The sequence below is a fragment of the Tsuneonella sediminis genome (assembly GCF_051912845.1).
GTDB lineage: Bacteria > Pseudomonadota > Alphaproteobacteria > Sphingomonadales > Sphingomonadaceae > Tsuneonella > Tsuneonella sediminis.
This window is the reverse complement of the sequence record NZ_JBNCBU010000004.1, coordinates 1-16,134: the sequence shown is the minus strand read 5'-3', so window position 1 is coordinate 16,134 and position 16,134 is coordinate 1. Positions and strand designations below refer to the sequence as shown.

Genomic DNA, 16,134 nt, shown 5'->3' with positions numbered 1-16,134 from the left:
TTTGCTTGGCTACGGCAAGCGCCGCCCGATGACTTCCGCCCCTAAACTCCGCCTCGGCACCCGCCGTTCGCCGCTTGCCATGGCGCAGGCCAACGAGGCGCGCGCCAGACTCTGCGCCGCGCACGGGTGGCGCGAGGACGATGTCGAGCTGGTCCCTGTGATCGCCAGCGGCGATCGCATCCAGGATCGTCCGCTTGCGGAGATTGGCGGCAAGGCGCTCTGGACCAGGGAACTCGACGCCTGGCTTGACGAGGGGCAAATCGACGGTGCAGTCCACTCGCTCAAGGACGTCGAGACGCTCCGTCCTCAATCGCTGGTTGTCGCTGCCGTCCTTCCGCGGGCGGACGTGCGCGACGTGCTGGTGGGCGCATCGAGCATTTCGGGGATACCGCGCGGAGCGCGGGTCGGAACCAGTGCGCCGCGGCGGGCCGCGCAGATGCTCCATCGCCGCCCCGACGTCACCATCGTGCCGTTTCGCGGCAACGTCGCAACCCGCATCGCCAAGCTGGCGGCGGGCGAAGCCGACATCACGCTGCTCGCCGCGGCAGGGCTGGAACGGCTCGGCGAAACGGGCGTCGGCACGCCGCTCGAACTCGACGAATGGCTTCCTGCGCCGTCGCAGGGCGCGATCGCGATCGAGTGCCGCTCCGACGACGACCGGAGCCGGGCTTTCCTCCGCGCGCTCGACCACGCGCCCAGCCGTGCGGCAGTCGAAGCGGAGAGGGCGTTGCTCGCCGCGCTGGGGGGTACGTGCCATTCGCCCGTCGCCGTCCTCACCCGCAACCAGGGCGCGGCAATCGCGCTGACCGCTGCGCTCTACAGCGCCGACGGGGCTGAGAAGGTCGAAGGCACCGCCACCTTCACGCCGGAAGATGTCGAGGCGCCGCCCCGGCTCGCGGCGGACCTGTTGGCGCGCGCCACGCCGGGCATCTGCGCGCTGTTCGCCGGGAGCGCATGAGCCGGCCCTTGATCGTCCTGCGGCCCGAGCCAGGGTGTTCGGAAACGCTGGAAGCAGCGCGCGAGCGCGGCCTTGAAGCCGTCGGGGCCCCATTGTTCGCGATCGAGCCGGTCCCGTGGGACGGGGATGGACCGGTTTCTGCCGATGCACTGCTCGTCGGCAGCGCGAACGCATTTCGCCATGGCGGCTCGGGTCTGGACGCGGTGCGCCACCTGCCGGTGTGGGCAGTGGGGGAGCGGACGGCCGCCGCAGCGCGCGAAGCGGGGTTCAGTGTCGTTCGCACCGGGCAGGGAGGGCTGCAGAGCCTCGTCGAGCGGGCCGAACGGGGGACGACGCTGCTGCGTCTGGCCGGAGAAATGCGCGTTGACCTCGCCCCCGGCGCGGATGTCACGGTGATCGAACGGGTCGTCTATCGAGCCGTGCCCTGTCTTCTGGACGACGCGGCCGTGGACACACTGGGCAGGGGCGCCGTGGTGCTCCTCCATTCAGCCGAGGCGGCACGGCACTTCGCGCGCGAATGCGAACGACTCTCGATTGCCCGCGAACGGATCGCCATCGCCGCACTCGGTGTGCGCATCGCGCATGCGGCCGGGCCGGGGTGGAGCGAGGTCCGCACCGCAGCCGAGACGACCGATTCCGCCCTTCTGGCCTTGGCCGCCGACATGTGCCATTGACCGGCCGGGGCGTGCCGGAACGACCGGTCCGAAAACGGGAAGCGAATGGTAGAAAGAATGTCCACGGGGCGGGGCCGCCCATCCGTCAAACCGGTCCTGTTCGCGGTGCTCGCGTCGTTCCTGCTGGGCGCATCGGTGGTCGGGTACCTTTCGTGGAAGGGCTTTTTCGCACAGGACGACCCCGTCGAGATTGATTTCGCAGGCGATCCGGTCGGGCTGGAAAGTGCCGCGCCGGAGCCCAGCCCGACCCCCAGCGCGAGCGAATCCGCCAGGGCTGCCGCCGCGGTCGAACGGGTCGAACAGACCCAGGGCGGGATCGACCAGCGTCTTGCCGCCGCCGAGCAGCGTATCGCCCGGCTCGACCTCCAGGCACAGGCCGCCGCGGGCAATGCGGCGCGGGCCGAAGGACTCCTGATCGCCTTCGCGACGCGACGGGCGATCGAGCGGGGAGCCGAACTCGGCTATCTCGGCGACCAGCTCCGCCTGCGCTTCGGCGATGCCCAGCCCAATTCGGTCCAGACGGTGATCGAGTTCGCCCGCGACCCGGTCACGCTCGACGTCCTCCTCGCCCGGCTCGACGGGCTCGGGCCCGAACTCAAGGCGACCAGCAAGCAGCCCACCTTCGCGCGGCTGAGGAACGAGCTGTCCAGCCTGTTCGTGATTCGCCGCGAGACGACTCCTTCGCCGCAACCGTCGCGGCGGCTCGAGCGTGCACGGATGTTCCTGGAAAGCGGACGGGTCGACAAGGCGATCGGCGAAGTCGAGCAGCTGCCTGGCGCCGAGAGCGCCGCCCAATGGCTCGCCGATGCGCGCCGCTACAAGCGGGCCCAGCGCGCACTTGACCTGATCGAGACGACCGCGGTGCGCGAGCCGCGCCGCCTGCGCGACGGGGAAGGGCGCGCGATCGAGCAGGCCGGGCCGGCGGAAAGCGCCGATCCGGCGTAAGCGAGCTGGCGCTGGCGAAGGAGGCGGGCGTCCCCAAATGCACCGGCAGAATGGTCGCCCAGCCGAGCCTCTTCGCCTCGTCCCCGGTGGTTCCCGGTCTCGTGTTCGTCGAGAACGCGATCGACGCCGTGACGGAACGAACGATCGAAGCCGAGATCGATGCCGCGCCGCTCGCCCCGTTCCAGTTCGGTCAGTGGGAAGGCAAGAGACTGACGGCCAATTTTGGTTCAGGCTACGACTACCAGCGTGCCCGCCCGGTTCCGGCGGATCCACTTCCGGGGTGGCTCAGGGACCTGCGTGACGAGCTGGCCCCTCAGGTCGGCCGGGATCCGGCGCCATTCGTCCAGGGGCTGGTAATCCGGTACGATCCGGGCGCCGGAATCGGCTGGCATCGCGACCGCCCGCAATACGGTGAGGTCATGGGATTGTCGCTGTCGGCCCCCGCCGTGTTGCGGCTGCGCCGCAGGTTGCCCGGCGGCGGTTTCGAACGGCGCCGCGCGAAATTGCCCCGGCGCTCGCTCTACCTGCTCACCGGCGAAGCGCGCGAAAGCTGGGAACACTCGATCGCGCCGATGGAGGTTACCCGGCGCAGCGTGACGCTGCGGACTATGCGCGCCTAGTCTGTCACGACCCCGTAGAGGTCGTGCGCATCGGCATCCTCGACGAGAACTTGCGCGAAATCGCCCTGCTTCAGCGATGACGGAACGTTGCGCAGGAATACCTGCCCGTCGATCTCGGGGGCATCGGCCTGGCTACGCGCGGTCGCGCCGATATCGCCGTCCTCGTCCGGCTCGCCGATCTCGTCGATGATCACCGGAAGGGTCCGACCAACCTTGGCGGCAAGCTTTGCGGCGCTGATGCGTTCGGTGACTTCCATCAGGCGGGCGTAGCGCTCTTCCTTGATCGCCTCCGGCACCGGGTCGGGCAGGTCGTTCGCCTGTGCGCCGGCCACGGGTTCGAAGCGGAACGCTCCCACCCGGTCAAGCTGGGCCTCCTCCAGCCATTCGAGCAGGTAGGTGAAATCCTCCTCGGTTTCGCCGGGGAAGCCGACGACGAAACTTGAGCGGATAGTAAGGTCGGGCGCGATCGCGCGCCATGCCTTGATGCGTTCCAGCACCCTCGCTTCGTTCGCAGGACGCTTCATGGCGCGCAGCACCTTGGGGCTGGCATGCTGGAACGGAATGTCGAGATAGGGCGTCAGCAGCCCCTCGGCCATCAGCGGTATCACCGCGTCGACGTGCGGGTAGGGATAGACGTAGTGGAGCCGGGTCCAGGGGATTTCGCCTTCGGGCGTTCGCAGCGTTCCGAGTTCGCGCGCGAGATCGGTCATGTGGGCCCGCACCTCGCGGCCATGCCAGTTGCGCGGCTCGTGCCGGGTGTCGACACCGTAGGCGCTCGTGTCCTGGCTGATGACCAGCAATTCCTTCGTGCCGGCGGCGACCAGCTTCTCCGCTTCGCGCAGCACCGCGTCGATCCGCCGGCTGGCGAGCCTGCCGCGCAGTTGGGGAATGATGCAGAACGCGCAGGAGTGGTTACAGCCCTCGGAAATCTTGAGGTAACTGTAGTGACGCGGGGTCAGCTTGACGTCGGGCTGCGGAACCAGGTCGACGAACGGTCCCTGGCTCGGCGGCGCAGCTTCGCGCACCGCCTCCACCACAGCCTCGTACTGGTGCGCGCCGGTGACCGCGAGGACCTGCGGGAAACGGGCGCGGATGACGTCGGCCTCCTCGCCCATGCAGCCGGTTACGATCACCCGCCCGTTCTCGGCGATCGCCTCGCCGATCGCCTCGAGGCTTTCCTCCTTGGCGCTGTCGAGGAATCCGCAGGTGTTGACCAGCACCACGTCGGCTCCCGCGTAATCGGCGCTCATCGCGTAGCCGTCGGCGCGAAGCGAGGTCAGGATGCGCTCGGAATCGACGAGCGCCTTGGGACAGCCGAGGCTGACCATCCCGACCTTCTTCTGGTCGGGGATCGTGGTGGTGGCGGGGCCGGTAGCTGAGGGGGTCATGGCGGGCGCGCCCCTACACCTCATTCGCCGATTGCGCTACACCGCACGAAGATAACACGTCGCATGGGAGAGGTCGCCCGCGTGGGACCGGTCAACTGGATAGCCGTATTCGTCGCCGCCTTCGTCGCGGGAGGTCTTGCGCTGGCCTGGTTCGGGCCGCTGTTCGGGCGGGAAAAGAAGCGCAAGGTCGTTGGCAACCGGGTCATGGTCCGGTCGCGTCCCGAACGGATCGCGGTACTGTCGGCGGTGCTTCTGCTGGTCACCGCGGCGATGCTGGGCCACATGTTCGCGCGGGTGGGGGCGGCAACGCTGGCGGCAAAGCCATGGCTCTATTTCATGATGAGCGGGGGTCTGGCTGTCGCCTTCGTCATCCCCGCGCTGTGGGTCAGTTTCAGCCATATCCGGGTACCGACCCGGGTCGCGCTGATCGACGCGGGGTACTGGCTGACCGCCTATCTGGCGATGGGGCTCGTCTTTTTCCTGCTCGCCTAGTTTTCGGTCGCGGCGGTCGGCACGATTTCGACGATGATGTCCCCTTCCTGCAGGGGCCCGCATTCCCAATAGCCGCACGCGACGTCGCCGCGGTAAACCCTGAGGCCCCTGCCGCCTCCGGCGAGTTCGTCGATCGACTTGCCGATCTCCTCGGGCATGACCTGACGTTCGACGAGCTGAACCCGCCCGCCATACGATGCAAGGTCTGCCATGTAGTCGGCGATGTGGGTGCCCTGTGCGCTGCCGGCAAGCAGCAGACCCGTGAAGCGAACGGGGTTGATCACGTTGTCGGCACCCGCCTGGCGCGCGAGCAGCTCGTTGTCGGCGGCGCGGACGACCACGCTGATGGGAACCTTCGGGGCGAGGTGGCGCACGGTGAGCACGATGAGGATCGAACTGTCGTCGCGCCCGGCCGAGACGAGCACGGTCGCGGCCTCGGTGATCCGGACCGCATTGAGATTGTCGTCGCGCGAAGCATCGGCCTCGATCACGTTGCAGCCCAGCGCCTCGGCCTCGGCAAGCCGTTCGGCCGAAGGGTCCATCACGACGATGCACGACGGGTCGGTTCCGCGCTCGATCAGTTCGTGCACCGCCTCCGAGCCGGAAATCCCGAAGCCGAGCACCACGATGTGGTCCTTCAGGCGTTCCTGAATGCGCTTCATGCGCCACTTCTCCCAGCTTCTGCGAATGACGAAATCGTAGGCCGCGCCCACGAAAATGAACAGCACGGCAAACCGGATCGGGGTGACGATCACCGCTTCCACCAGCCGCGCCCGGTCGGAGATCGGCGCGATGTCGCCGAACCCGGTGGTCGTTATCGAGATCATCGTGAAGTAGACGACGTCGAGAAAGGTTATATGCCCGTCGAGGTTGTCGACCAGCCCATCGCGGTCAAACCAGTGGATCAGTACGACGAGGAACACGAGCCCGAGCGCGAGACCGAGGCGGATGCCCAGGTCGGCCCAGACCGGGACCTTCACCGCCCGGCGCAGCGGCTGAAAGCGCGAGCCGCCACGATTGCGGCGCGGTCCTTTCGCGCCCTGGGTCACCGCGCAAGAACGCTTGCCGGATCGACGGGCCTTTCGTCGCGGCGGATGGTGAAGTGAACCTCGGCCTCGCGGGTGCCGGACGGACTGCCGGCGAGCCCGATGCGCTCTCCAGTCTTGACCACGTCTCCCATCTTCACCGTGATCCTCGCAAGATGTCCGTAAGCGGACTTCCAGCCTTGACCATGATCGATCGTCACCATCCGGCCAAGGCGCGGGTGGTAGTGCGAGATGCCGCTGACGGTGCCGCTGGCGGCGGCGCGGACCATGTCGAGCGGGGCGGCGGCATAGTCGATTCCGTCATGCCCCTTCCCGTCGGCCCGGACCCCGAAGCCCAGCAGGACCCTGCCGTCGTGCGGACGCCGGAAATAGGGCTGCCCGGGGGGCGATGGCGTCAGGGTGGTGGGGTCGGGCGCAGCTACGACCGCGGGAATGATGAGCTTCTGACCGGGGCGTATGGTCGCCTTGTCGTCGAGCCCGTTTGCGATGGCGACCTGGGCGAACGGGACGCCGTGCTTTTTCGCGATGGCGTAGCCCGTCTCTCCGGCCTTGACCGTGTGGATCCGCTGGCGCGGGATCACGAGTTTCTGGCCCGCCCGAACGTGGTAGGGTTCGCGCAGGCCGTTGGCCTCGGCGATCACCGAGGCGGGCACGTCCGCGCGCCCCGCTATCCCCGTGAGTGTTTCCCCTTCGTCCACGACATGAACGCTGGCGGTCTTCGGGTCGCTTGCGCCGGTCGCCAGCGCGAGCGCTGCCAGCGCGAGTGCCACCCGCCGCGCCATCAGTCGTAGCGCTCCGCCAGCGCGCCGAGGGAGGAATGGTGCGTGAGGTCGAGCTGGAGCGGGGTCACCGATACGTAGCCGTCGTCGATCGCCTCGAGGTCGGTCCCATGGTCGAGCGTGTGCTCGATCGCCTCGAGCCCGAACCAGTAGTACGGATAGCCGCGGGGGTCGCGCCCCTCGACCACGCTGCCCCTCGAATAATCGTGAAATCCCTGCCGTACGACGCGGATTCCCTTTACTTTTTCTGCTACCATAGCCGGGAAATTGACGTTCACGAGCGTGCGCCTGGGAAGCGGTGCTTCGAGCAGCGGCGCGAGCACTTTCGCGCCCCACGCCCGCGCGGCGTCGAACGGAACGGCATCGCCCATGCCCTCCACGGCATAGACCTGGCTTAGCGCGATCGAGCGGATGCCGGCGAGCGCGCCTTCGACCGCGGCCGACACGGTGCCCGAGTACGTGACGTCGTCGCCGAGGTTGGCGCCGCGGTTGACGCCCGACAGGATCACGTCCGGCGCCCCGTCGATGACTCGCCGCAGTCCCAGCGTGACCGCGTCGGTCGGCGTGCCGGTTACCGAGAAGCGGCGCTCGCCGTGCTTGCGCAGCCGCACCGGACGGGTGAGGGTGAGCGAGTGGCCCGCGCCCGATTGTTCCTCGCTCGGCGCGCAGATCCAGATGTCGTCGGTGAATGCGCGGGCGATTTCCTCGAGGACCTCGAGGCCGGGGGCGTGGATGCCGTCGTCGTTGGTAAGGAGGATGCGCATCAGGCGGCGGGCTCCAGCCGGTCGAGGCCTCCGGCCCAGGGCCGCAGTGCGTCGGGCACGGTCACCGAGCCGTCCTCCTGCTGGTAGTTCTCGAGCACGGCGACGAGCGTGCGCCCCACCGCGAGACCCGATCCGTTGAGCGTGTGAACGAACGCGGCCTTGCCGTTGGCGTCGCGGTAGCGCGCATTCATCCGCCTGGCCTGGAAGTCGCCGCACCAGCTCACCGAGCTGATCTCGCGGTAGGCACCCTGGCCGGGCAGCCACGCCTCGAGGTCGAAGGTTTTCTTGGCGCCGAAGCCCATGTCGCCCGCGCACAGCAGCATCGTGCGGTAGGGCAGTTCGAGCCGTTCGAGGATCGCCTGCGCGCTGCGGAGCATGTGGTCGTGCTCCTCCGCGGCGTCCTCTGGCCTGCAGATCGAGACGAGCTCGACCTTGTCGAACTGGTGCTGCCGGATGTAGCCGCGCGTATCGCGTCCCGCTGATCCGGCCTCGGAGCGGAAGCAGGGGGTAAGCGCGGTCAGCCGCAGCGGCCCGTCGAGATCGACGATCTTCTCGCGCACCGAGTTCGTCAGGCTGACCTCGCTGGTCGGGATGAGCCAGCGCCCGTCGGTAGTCGCGAACGAATCCTCGGCGAACTTGGGTAGCTGTCCGGTGCCGAACATCGCCTCCTCGCGCACCAGGAGGGGCGTGGCGCATTCGATGTAGCCGCGCTCGCCGGTCTGCACGTCGAGCATCATCTGCGCGATCGCGCGCTGAAGCCGGGCCATCTGACCCCGCAGGAACGTGAACCGCGCGCCCGCGATCGCTGCTCCGGTTTCGAAATCAAGGCCGAGCGCGGGGCCGATGTCGGCGTGTTCGCGCGGTTGGAAAGCGAAATCGCGGCGTTCGCCCCAGATCGAAACCTCGAGGTTGCCTGCCTCGTCTTCGCCGTCGGGCACGTCGGGCGCGGGCAGGTTCGGCAGGGCGGCGAGCAGGTCGTCCTGCGCGAGAGCGGCGGCGCGCTCCTCCTCCTCGATTGCGGGGAGGTCGGCCTTGATCCGCGACACCTCCGCCTTGAGCGCCTCGGCAGCATCGCGTTCGCCCCGGCCCATCGCCGCGCCGATCGCCTTCGAGGCGTCGTTGCGCCGGGCGAGCAGGTCCTGCGCCCGGGTGGCCGCCGCGCGGCGGGTCTCGTCGAGGGCGAGGATTTTAGCCGCCACCGGCTCCACGCCGCGGCGGGCAAGGGCGGCGTCGAAAGCCGCAGGATCGTCACGAATGAGCCGGATGTCGTGCATGGCGGCGGCCTATGCCCGACCGTTGTGGCAAGGGCAATCCGGGAACCAGCGCCTTATCAAAAGGTAATCCCGTGAAGCGCAAGCACCGCATGTCAGGGGCCAAAACTGGAACAGTCAACCATCATCCCGCCGCGGCGCACGCCGTTCATCGACATCCTCGATCGGGTTCTGCGCTTCGGCAGGCGCGTCGGCGCGATCGCCCCGGCGAAATTGACCAGGGGCGAACTGCTCGACCAGGCGCGGGATGCGACCGGACTCGACGATTTCGGCGACCCGTGGTTCGAACGGCCCATGGAGGTCCTGCTCGAGGCGGTCCGTGAGGAGGCCCGGCTCAACGACGCGGGCATGCTTGCCGCGGAGAAGCAGTTCCACCACGTCCTGCGCGACCGGCTCTACGCGCAGATGTGGTTCGACCGGCATCCCGAGATCCTGGCCCGGCCGATCCGCCATCCCGTGGTCATCGTCGGACCGATGCGATCGGGGACCACGCGCCTCCATCGCCTGCTCGCAGCCGACCGCCGGTTCGCGCACCTGCGCAGTTTCGAGACGATCAGCCCGGTGCCGCGACCGGGGTTCGAAGAGGTGCTGGCCGGGCGCGCAGAGGACTTCCGCCCCAAGCTCGCGCGCCGCATTCTGAAGGTCGCGCGCCTTGCCAACCCGAGAACGCTTTCGATCCACCCCACCGGCCCTTACGAGCCGGAGGAGGAACTGGGCCTGCTCGTCGCAAGCATGTGGGGCATGAAGCACGAGGCCCAATGGACGGTCCCGAGCTATGGCCGCTGGTGCGAGGGGGAGGACGCGACGCCGGCCTACCGGCACATGGCCAACCTCCTGCGTCTCGCGGGATGGTCGCAGCAGGAAAGTTCGTTGCGGCCATGGATTCTCAAGACCCCGCAACACATGCTTGATCTTCCAGCGCTTCTGAAAGTCTTCCCGGATGCGCGCCTGATCTTTACCCATCGCGATCCCAAGCAGGTGGTCGGAAGCGCGGCGTCGCTCGCCTGGAACCAGACGATCATCTATTCGGATCACGCGGACCCGGTCGGCGTCGGCCGTGAATGGCTGCGGAAGACCGAGGTCATGACAGCCCGGATGATGGAGGCCCGCAAGGCAATACCCCCTTCGCGCATGATCGATGTTCATTACGACGACATGGACCGCGACTGGCGGGGGACCATGGGACGTGTCTATCGCTTCCTCGACCTCGAGATGGACAGCGCAGTGTCGGGGATGGAGCGCTACGTGGAACGCAGCCGCGCGCTCAAGCGCAAGCCGCATCGCTACAGCTTGGCGGAATTCGGTCTCGACCTCGACGAGGTCTACGAACGGCTGAGCGGGTACATCGACCGGTTCGGCGTGTCGGTCGAGCGGAGGGCCGGAAATACGAGCCTTCCCTTGCGCGTGCGCGCCTGACCGGACCGTTTGCTCACGAGCGCGTGTCGATCAGCAATGCATCCCGAAGCGGGTCGTACCGTATTGCCACGTCGCGCGTGCGCAGGGCATCGAGCGTCACCATATCCGATGTCTCGCGCTCGAGCGCGGCGCTGAGCGTCGGCGCCCGGTCCGCAAGAAGCGCCGACAACGCGCGCCGGTCCACGGATATCGAGGCGCCCTGGCCCACGGCGAGTTCGATCGCGCCCAGCGAGCGTCCGCCCAGGAACACCGGCTTCGTCGTCCGCGCTACGATGCCGCCCTCGGCGGCGCCGCCGCTTCCGAAGTTCCGGATGTCGAAGCCGGGTGGAATTCGCGCCTGCCCCGGTTGTCCAGCCGAGGAAACCGATGGCTCGCGAATCCGGGATATCTGCGGCGCCGCGCCGGTTTCTTCGGACCTGGCGGGAGAAGCCTCCGGTGCAGGTGTTGGAGCGAAGGTGCTATCCATCTCCGGGGGCCTTGCAGGGGGGGCGGAAGGCGGCAGGGCGATCTTCAGCGGATAGGCAGGATCCGCCCCGATGACGGTCGAACCGGCGCCGGTCTTTTCCGTCCCGACCATGATTTTTCCATAGTGAACGGCCCATGCGAGCCCGAGCGTGACAATGGCGGCGAGGGCGACCAGCCTTGCGGTCTTCCCCCGTCGGGACCGGCTCTCGTCCATGCCGCATTTCTCCCGCGGTACCTGGCATTGCGCGCCGGTGCGCAAGGTCGGACGAACGATCCCCTCATGCAATGCCGGCCGGCAAAGACACTCGTCGTCGACCGATCCCGAATGCGTCCCATTTTGGGAAGCCGCCCGGTTTCACCGGCAGAACCCCATTAAAAGCAGGTGTTTGGCTCCGCCCCCCTACCGATGGTTAATTTCCTTGAAAGGATGTAAGATTCCTGTTCTGTTTCATCTAACGAACGACTCGTCGCAAGTGTGAGGCGGATTAACGCCCCCCAGCGACCTGCAACCAGGGCCGCAAGATTGGACTTTAGGGGTCAACGGGCGCTCGCGCGTCCCGTCAGGTCTTTGCATCCCGCCAATCTTGCCGTGTGGCGAACACGCGCCCGCAACGCGAGGTTGGTACGAAATGGAACTGCACAACAGCGAACCCGGAAAGTTCGGCGCCCACGATGCGAACGAGCTGCAGGACAGCCAGAATGCAGGCCCGGCGGCTCCGGCGGGTGCGGGCTCGCAGGTAGCGGTAACCCGGGTCCTGTCGCCCGATGAGGCGGGCACCGTCATGCTTCCCGCCGGCACGGAGCTTGGCGACATCCGGATCGAGGGGCGCGATCTGGTCATCGTTGGAGCTGACGGGGTGCGCTATGTCATCCCCGATGGCGCGATCATCGTCCCGCAGCTTGTCATCGATGACGTTGCGATCCCGCCGCTCAACCTTGCGGCGCTCCTCGTCGGCAACGAACCGCAACCCGCAGCGGGCAACCCGCAAAGCTCGGGCGGAAACTTCGCGAGCGCGGTAGGTCCGATCCAGGCGGCATACGGCCTCGGCGATCTGCTGCCCTATACCGAACTGAACTTCCCGCAGCCCGAAGAGCGCGAGATCATCCCCGCCGCCGCCGACCGCGAGCCGACGATTACGATTATCACCGTCGACCAGCCCGTTGGCGCGCAATCGGCGACTGCGACCGTTGCGGAGTCCGGGCTCCCCGCGCGCGGCGGCGAACCGGCGGGCACGAACGCCGCCGCGCCGACCGAGATCACCAGCGGCACGATCGTGTTTGCGTCCCCTGACGGCGTTGCCTCGATCACTATCAACGGCGTGCCGTTCACCGGGGTAGGCCAGGTCATTTCCAGTCCGCGCGGCGATCTTCTGATCACCAGCTTCGATCCGGTCGCAGGAACGATCGGCTTTACCTATACGCTCACCGACAACCTCGTCGGCGGGACGGTGGCCGACGAGTTCACGGTGTCCGTCACCGACACCGACGGCGACGTGGCCACGGCAACCCTGACGGTCAGCGCCTCGGACGACGCCCCGATCGCGCGTAACGACACCGATGCGGTCGCGGCAGGCAGCTATGCCGCCGAAAGCGGAAATGTCGTCACCGCCGCAGGGACGACGAGCGGCCCGAGCGGCGCGGACACGCCCGGGGCTGATGGCGCGGCGGTGTCGCGAATCGCCAGCAACAACGTTCCGGCCAACACGGACACGACCTTCGACGCATCCGGCAACCTGCAGGTGAGCGGGCAGTACGGCACGCTGCTGATCAAGGCAGACGGGAGCTACGTGTATACACGCGCGGCGGGCACTCCGGGCGGGGTGGCGGACGCGTTTACCTACACGCTGACCGACGCCGATGGATCGACCTCGACCGCGACTCTCACGATCAACATCGCCGATGCCAGCCCGACAATCACGACGCTTCCGCCCGCCGGATCGTTCGAGTCCGGCACGCTGGTATTCGAAGCGGGTCTGCCCGCGCGGCCTGGCGAGGCTCCCGGCTCGAACGCCGCGGCGCCCACCGAAACCACTAGCGGCTCGATCACGTTCACCGGGGGGGACGGCCCCCTGAGCGCAACGATCAACGGCGTAACCGCCGCGCCTGGGGCGGTCGTCACGATTCCCGGCGTCGGCACGCTGACCGTCAACACCTTCAACCCGGCCACGGGCGTGCTGACCTATTCGTTCACGCTTGCCGACAACACCTCGGGAGACAACACCAGCGCCACGTTCACTGTCGTCGTGACCGACGTCGATGGCGACAGCGCGCCGGGCACGTTTGTGATCGCGATCCGCGACGATACCCCGCAGGCCGCGGCGGATTCGGCCACTCAGGCGGTCGAGAACGCCCCGGTCACCGTCAACGTGCTGGCCAACGACGTTCCGGGCGCCGACAGTGTCCAGCCATCGACCGTCCAGCTCGTTCCGGGTTCGCTCAGCGGTACGGGGACCCTTTCCAACAACGGCGACGGCACGTTTACCTATGCTCCTGCACCGGGCGAGAACGGACCGGTCACGTTCGATTATTCGATCACCGACGGCGATGGCGACGTGTCGACAGCGACCGTTACCATCGTTCTCGTTCCGGATTCGTCGCCGGTCGTCGGCGAAGGGGCAAACCTGTCGGTGGACGAGGATGGCCTTCCGGGCGCGAACGCGGATGCGGTCCCGCTCCAGGCTGATCCGGCAGAGACCGCAGCAGGGGACAACCCGGGCGACAGCGGTACCGTGACCGTCGATTTCGGCGGCGACGTGCCTGTGGATCTCGCGGCCTCGATCGTCCTGCTCGACGATCCAGCATACGATGGCCAGCTGCGAACGCTGGACGGGGACCCTGTCACCTTTGCGATCGAGGGCGGGGCGTTGATAGGCCGCGACAGCGCCGGCGCGGAAGTCATTCGCGTAACGGTCACTGGCGCGGCCGCAGGTCCCAATCCGGGCCAGGTGATCTACACCTATTCGACGCAGCTGTCGCAACCAGTCCAGCACGCTGTCGCGGGCAGCGAGGATTCCGTCACGCTGGCCGGGGTGACGTTCCGCGTGACCGATCTCGACGGGGACAGCGCCACGGGCACTTTCTCCGTCTCGGTGAGCGACGACGTGCCCTCGGCGCTCGACGAAGCTGGCGGGAGCCTGGCCGAAGGGTCTACCGTAAGCGGCACGCTGGATTTCGTCGCCGGCGCCGATGGCGCCACGGTGACGGCGATCGACGGTACCCCGCTCGTTTTCGGCACGGACGGTTTCAGCCAGGCCGTGACGCTTTTCGACGCGACCGACACGATCCCGGTCGGAACGATCCGGGTCAAGGCGGACGGCACCTACTCGTTCACGGCAGCGGACCCGCTCGCAAACCCCGTGGTCGCCACCGCCACCTTCACCGTCACCGACCGCGATGGCGATTCTGCGAGCGCCGCCATCACCTTCACGGTCACCGATGCCAACGCGCCCACCGGCGGCACTGCCCAGGCGGCGCTCGACGACGATGGGCTCACGGGCGGCAATCCGGCTTCGACCACGTTCGACCTGGCGACCGATGCGGGAGATGCACTCGCCGATAACGACGAGACGACATTCGCCGGCACGCTGGCCTTCGCCGACGGTGGCGACGCTCCGGCGACGATCACCTTCGCGGCGGGGGTCGACGGATCGTTCGCAGTCATCGGCACCGAGCGCGTGCAGTATACGGTTTCGGGCGACACGCTCACGGCAACCGTCGCCCCGCAGGACGCGGGAGGCGCCGCGCAGGACCGCGCCGGGCTGGCCCTGTTCACAGTACAGATTACCGATGCCAACACGGGGACATACCTCGTCACCCTGGTGAACAACGTCCTTCACGCGGGCGGCCCCAACGAGGAAAACCCGGTCGGAGCCGACGCGGTCGCCTCGATCGCATTCACCGTCACCGACGGCGACGGATCGACCGCCAGCGCGACGCTCGCGATCACGTTCGACGACGACGCGCCCACCGCTTCAGCGGTGTCGGTCACCCAGGCGACCGAGAACGCGGCGTTCATGGTGGACATCACGGGAAGCTACGCGGCGGGCGCCGACGGCGTCGACCTTTCCAAGGTTACCTGGACCCAGCCCGCGCAGGGCACGGTCACGTACGACGGCGCGGGCCATTTCACCTATACGCCCAACGCGGGCGCTGGCAGCGACAGCGTTGGCGACAGCTTCACTTTCACCGTGGTCGACGGGGATGGCGACACTGCAACGGCGACCGTTTCGATCACCCTTCAGCCCGATTCCGCCCCGGTCGCGATCGACGCGTTCGCGCGCATCGACGATGATGGTCTGCCGGCCGGCAACGCGGCGAGCAACCCGGCGGGAACCGACGACGACCAGAACACCGGCGAAGCAGGTGCGGGTATTGCGAGCGAGGCGGTATGGACCGGTTCGCTCGCGGTTCAGGCGGGGGCGAACGACACGCCGCTGACCTTCACGCTGGCATCGGCCGCGGGCAGCGGGACGGTCGGCACCGAGGCGGTCGAATTCACCTACGACGAAATGTCGCACACCCTGACCGCGACCGTCGCGGCGGGCGAGGCGCGGGCGGGAACGGTCCTATTCACCGTCACGATCACCGACGTGAATTCAGGCGCCTATACGGTCACGCTCGTCAACCCGATCAGGCATCCGTCCCTCGACGGCGACGCGGGCGACGACACCGAGAACAACGTCTCGGTCGCGCTCACCTTCACCGTGAGCGACAGCGACCCGGCGGCCGACAGCGACACCGGCATCCTCACGATCGACTTCGACGATGACACGCCGACCGCGAGCGCGGTGAGCGCGACGCAGGGATCGGAGAACGCCGCGTTCGATATTCCGCTGGCAGGTCAGTTCGATGCCGGCGCGGACGGACTGGCTTCGATCACCTTCACCCAGCCGTCGCAAGGGTCGGTCGTGCTGAACGGCACTACCTTCACCTACACGCCGGCCTCGGGGGCGGGGAGCGACGGCAACACGAGCGACAGCTTCACGTTCACGGTGACCGACGCGGACGGCGACAGCGTGACCAAGACGGTGAACGTGACGCTGCAGCCGGACTCGGTGCCGGTGGCGGGGACGCCGACGGGCCTTGCGGTCGACGAGGACGGGCTTGCGGGGGCGAACGCGGACGACGGGCAGACCGATCCTGCGGAGGTGACCGGGACGGGCAGCGCGAGCGACCTGACCGGGTCGGTGGTGGTGGACTACGGCGACGACGTGCCGGCGGACCTGCTGGGCTCGGTGGCGCTGGTCGACCTTGCGGGTTACGACACGCAGCTGAGGACGCTCGACGGCCAGTTCGTGACGTTCGGGCTCGAGCTCA

13 protein-coding genes are annotated in these 16,134 nt (G+C 67.9%); 7 read left to right on the top strand and 6 right to left on the bottom strand.

The window, feature by feature from the left end:
- Positions 1-28 precede the first annotated feature (28 nt).
- The 4 genes from hemC to ACPV3N_RS12985 are packed head-to-tail and all read left to right on the top strand — an operon-like array spanning position 29 to position 3,197.
- Positions 29-958, top strand: coding sequence for a hydroxymethylbilane synthase (gene hemC / locus ACPV3N_RS13000; RefSeq protein WP_440118458.1), 930 nt, complete (start codon positions 29-31; stop codon positions 956-958).
- On the top strand, positions 955-1,632 hold the full coding sequence (locus ACPV3N_RS12995) for a uroporphyrinogen-III synthase (protein ID WP_440118456.1): 678 nt from the start codon (positions 955-957) through the stop codon (positions 1,630-1,632). The genes hemC and ACPV3N_RS12995 overlap by 4 nt, the downstream gene beginning before the upstream one ends.
- 57 nt (positions 1,633-1,689) lie before the next feature.
- Positions 1,690-2,577, top strand: coding sequence for a mitofilin family membrane protein (locus ACPV3N_RS12990; protein WP_440118454.1), 888 nt, complete (start codon positions 1,690-1,692; stop codon positions 2,575-2,577).
- Positions 2,578-2,627: 50 nt separating this feature from the next.
- A complete protein-coding gene (locus ACPV3N_RS12985) occupies positions 2,628-3,197 on the top strand; it encodes an alpha-ketoglutarate-dependent dioxygenase AlkB (protein ID WP_440118452.1) in 570 nt (189 codons plus the stop codon).
- On the opposite strand, the gene rimO is transcribed toward ACPV3N_RS12985, so the two are convergent.
- Positions 3,194-4,585, bottom strand: a complete 1,392-nt coding sequence (gene rimO, locus ACPV3N_RS12980) for a 30S ribosomal protein S12 methylthiotransferase RimO (RefSeq protein WP_440118450.1) — start codon at positions 4,583-4,585, stop codon at positions 3,194-3,196. The two genes, ACPV3N_RS12985 and rimO, sit on opposite strands and share 4 nt — an antisense overlap.
- A 63-nt stretch (positions 4,586-4,648) precedes the next feature.
- Here rimO and ACPV3N_RS12975 point away from each other — a divergent pair, with 63 nt between their 5' ends.
- On the top strand, positions 4,649-5,077 hold the full coding sequence (locus tag ACPV3N_RS12975; protein ID WP_440118448.1) for a DUF1761 domain-containing protein: 429 nt from the start codon (positions 4,649-4,651) through the stop codon (positions 5,075-5,077).
- Here ACPV3N_RS12975 and ACPV3N_RS12970 read toward each other — a convergent pair.
- From ACPV3N_RS12970 to serS, 4 genes are read right to left on the bottom strand one after another with little or no spacing between them, the layout of a single operon-like run.
- The gene (locus tag ACPV3N_RS12970; protein WP_440118446.1) at positions 5,074-6,126 is read right to left on the bottom strand and encodes a potassium channel family protein; all 1,053 of its coding nucleotides are present in this window, start codon (positions 6,124-6,126) and stop codon (positions 5,074-5,076) included. The genes ACPV3N_RS12975 and ACPV3N_RS12970 overlap by 4 nt on opposite strands.
- Complete coding sequence (locus tag ACPV3N_RS12965) at positions 6,123-6,905, bottom strand: LysM peptidoglycan-binding domain-containing protein (RefSeq protein ID WP_440118444.1); 783 nt, start codon at positions 6,903-6,905, stop codon at positions 6,123-6,125. The genes ACPV3N_RS12970 and ACPV3N_RS12965 overlap by 4 nt, the downstream gene beginning before the upstream one ends.
- Positions 6,905-7,666, bottom strand: coding sequence for a 5'/3'-nucleotidase SurE (gene surE, locus ACPV3N_RS12960; protein ID WP_440118442.1), 762 nt, complete (start codon positions 7,664-7,666; stop codon positions 6,905-6,907). The genes ACPV3N_RS12965 and surE overlap by 1 nt, the downstream gene beginning before the upstream one ends.
- A complete protein-coding gene (gene serS / locus ACPV3N_RS12955) occupies positions 7,666-8,940 on the bottom strand; it encodes a serine--tRNA ligase (RefSeq protein WP_440118440.1) in 1,275 nt (424 codons plus the stop codon). The genes surE and serS overlap by 1 nt, the downstream gene beginning before the upstream one ends.
- A 210-nt stretch (positions 8,941-9,150) precedes the next feature.
- Here serS and ACPV3N_RS12950 point away from each other — a divergent pair, with 210 nt between their 5' ends.
- On the top strand, positions 9,151-10,353 hold the full coding sequence (locus ACPV3N_RS12950; protein WP_440118438.1) for a sulfotransferase family protein: 1,203 nt from the start codon (positions 9,151-9,153) through the stop codon (positions 10,351-10,353).
- Between the two features lie 13 nt (positions 10,354-10,366).
- Here ACPV3N_RS12950 and ACPV3N_RS12945 read toward each other — a convergent pair whose 3' ends face one another.
- Positions 10,367-11,032 (bottom strand): hypothetical protein, encoded by a 666-nt coding sequence (locus ACPV3N_RS12945; protein ID WP_440118436.1) that lies wholly within the window; start codon positions 11,030-11,032, stop codon positions 10,367-10,369.
- A gap of 415 nt (positions 11,033-11,447) precedes the next feature.
- On the opposite strand from ACPV3N_RS12945, the gene ACPV3N_RS12940 reads away from it, so the two are divergent.
- Positions 11,448-16,134: beta strand repeat-containing protein (locus ACPV3N_RS12940; protein ID WP_440118434.1), on the top strand; the 4,687-nt coding region annotated here is incomplete at its 3' end.

What these genes read in the sequence shown, in the direction of transcription:
- rimO (WP_440118450.1), bottom strand. Translation starts at nt 4,585, where the DNA reads ATGACCCCCTCAGCTACCGGCCCCGCCACCACCACGATCCCCGACCAG.
- ACPV3N_RS12945 (WP_440118436.1), bottom strand. Translation starts at nt 11,032, where the DNA reads ATGGACGAGAGCCGGTCCCGACGGGGGAAGACCGCAAGGCTGGTCGCC.
- ACPV3N_RS12965 (WP_440118444.1), bottom strand. Translation starts at nt 6,905, where the DNA reads ATGGCGCGGCGGGTGGCACTCGCGCTGGCAGCGCTCGCGCTGGCGACC.
- hemC (WP_440118458.1), top strand. Translation starts at nt 29, where the DNA reads ATGACTTCCGCCCCTAAACTCCGCCTCGGCACCCGCCGTTCGCCGCTT.
- ACPV3N_RS12975 (WP_440118448.1), top strand. Translation starts at nt 4,649, where the DNA reads ATGGGAGAGGTCGCCCGCGTGGGACCGGTCAACTGGATAGCCGTATTC.
- ACPV3N_RS12995 (WP_440118456.1), top strand. Translation starts at nt 955, where the DNA reads ATGAGCCGGCCCTTGATCGTCCTGCGGCCCGAGCCAGGGTGTTCGGAA.
- surE (WP_440118442.1), bottom strand. Translation starts at nt 7,666, where the DNA reads ATGCGCATCCTCCTTACCAACGACGACGGCATCCACGCCCCCGGCCTC.
- ACPV3N_RS12985 (WP_440118452.1), top strand. Translation starts at nt 2,628, where the DNA reads ATGGTCGCCCAGCCGAGCCTCTTCGCCTCGTCCCCGGTGGTTCCCGGT.
- ACPV3N_RS12990 (WP_440118454.1), top strand. Translation starts at nt 1,690, where the DNA reads ATGTCCACGGGGCGGGGCCGCCCATCCGTCAAACCGGTCCTGTTCGCG.
- serS (WP_440118440.1), bottom strand. Translation starts at nt 8,940, where the DNA reads ATGCACGACATCCGGCTCATTCGTGACGATCCTGCGGCTTTCGACGCC.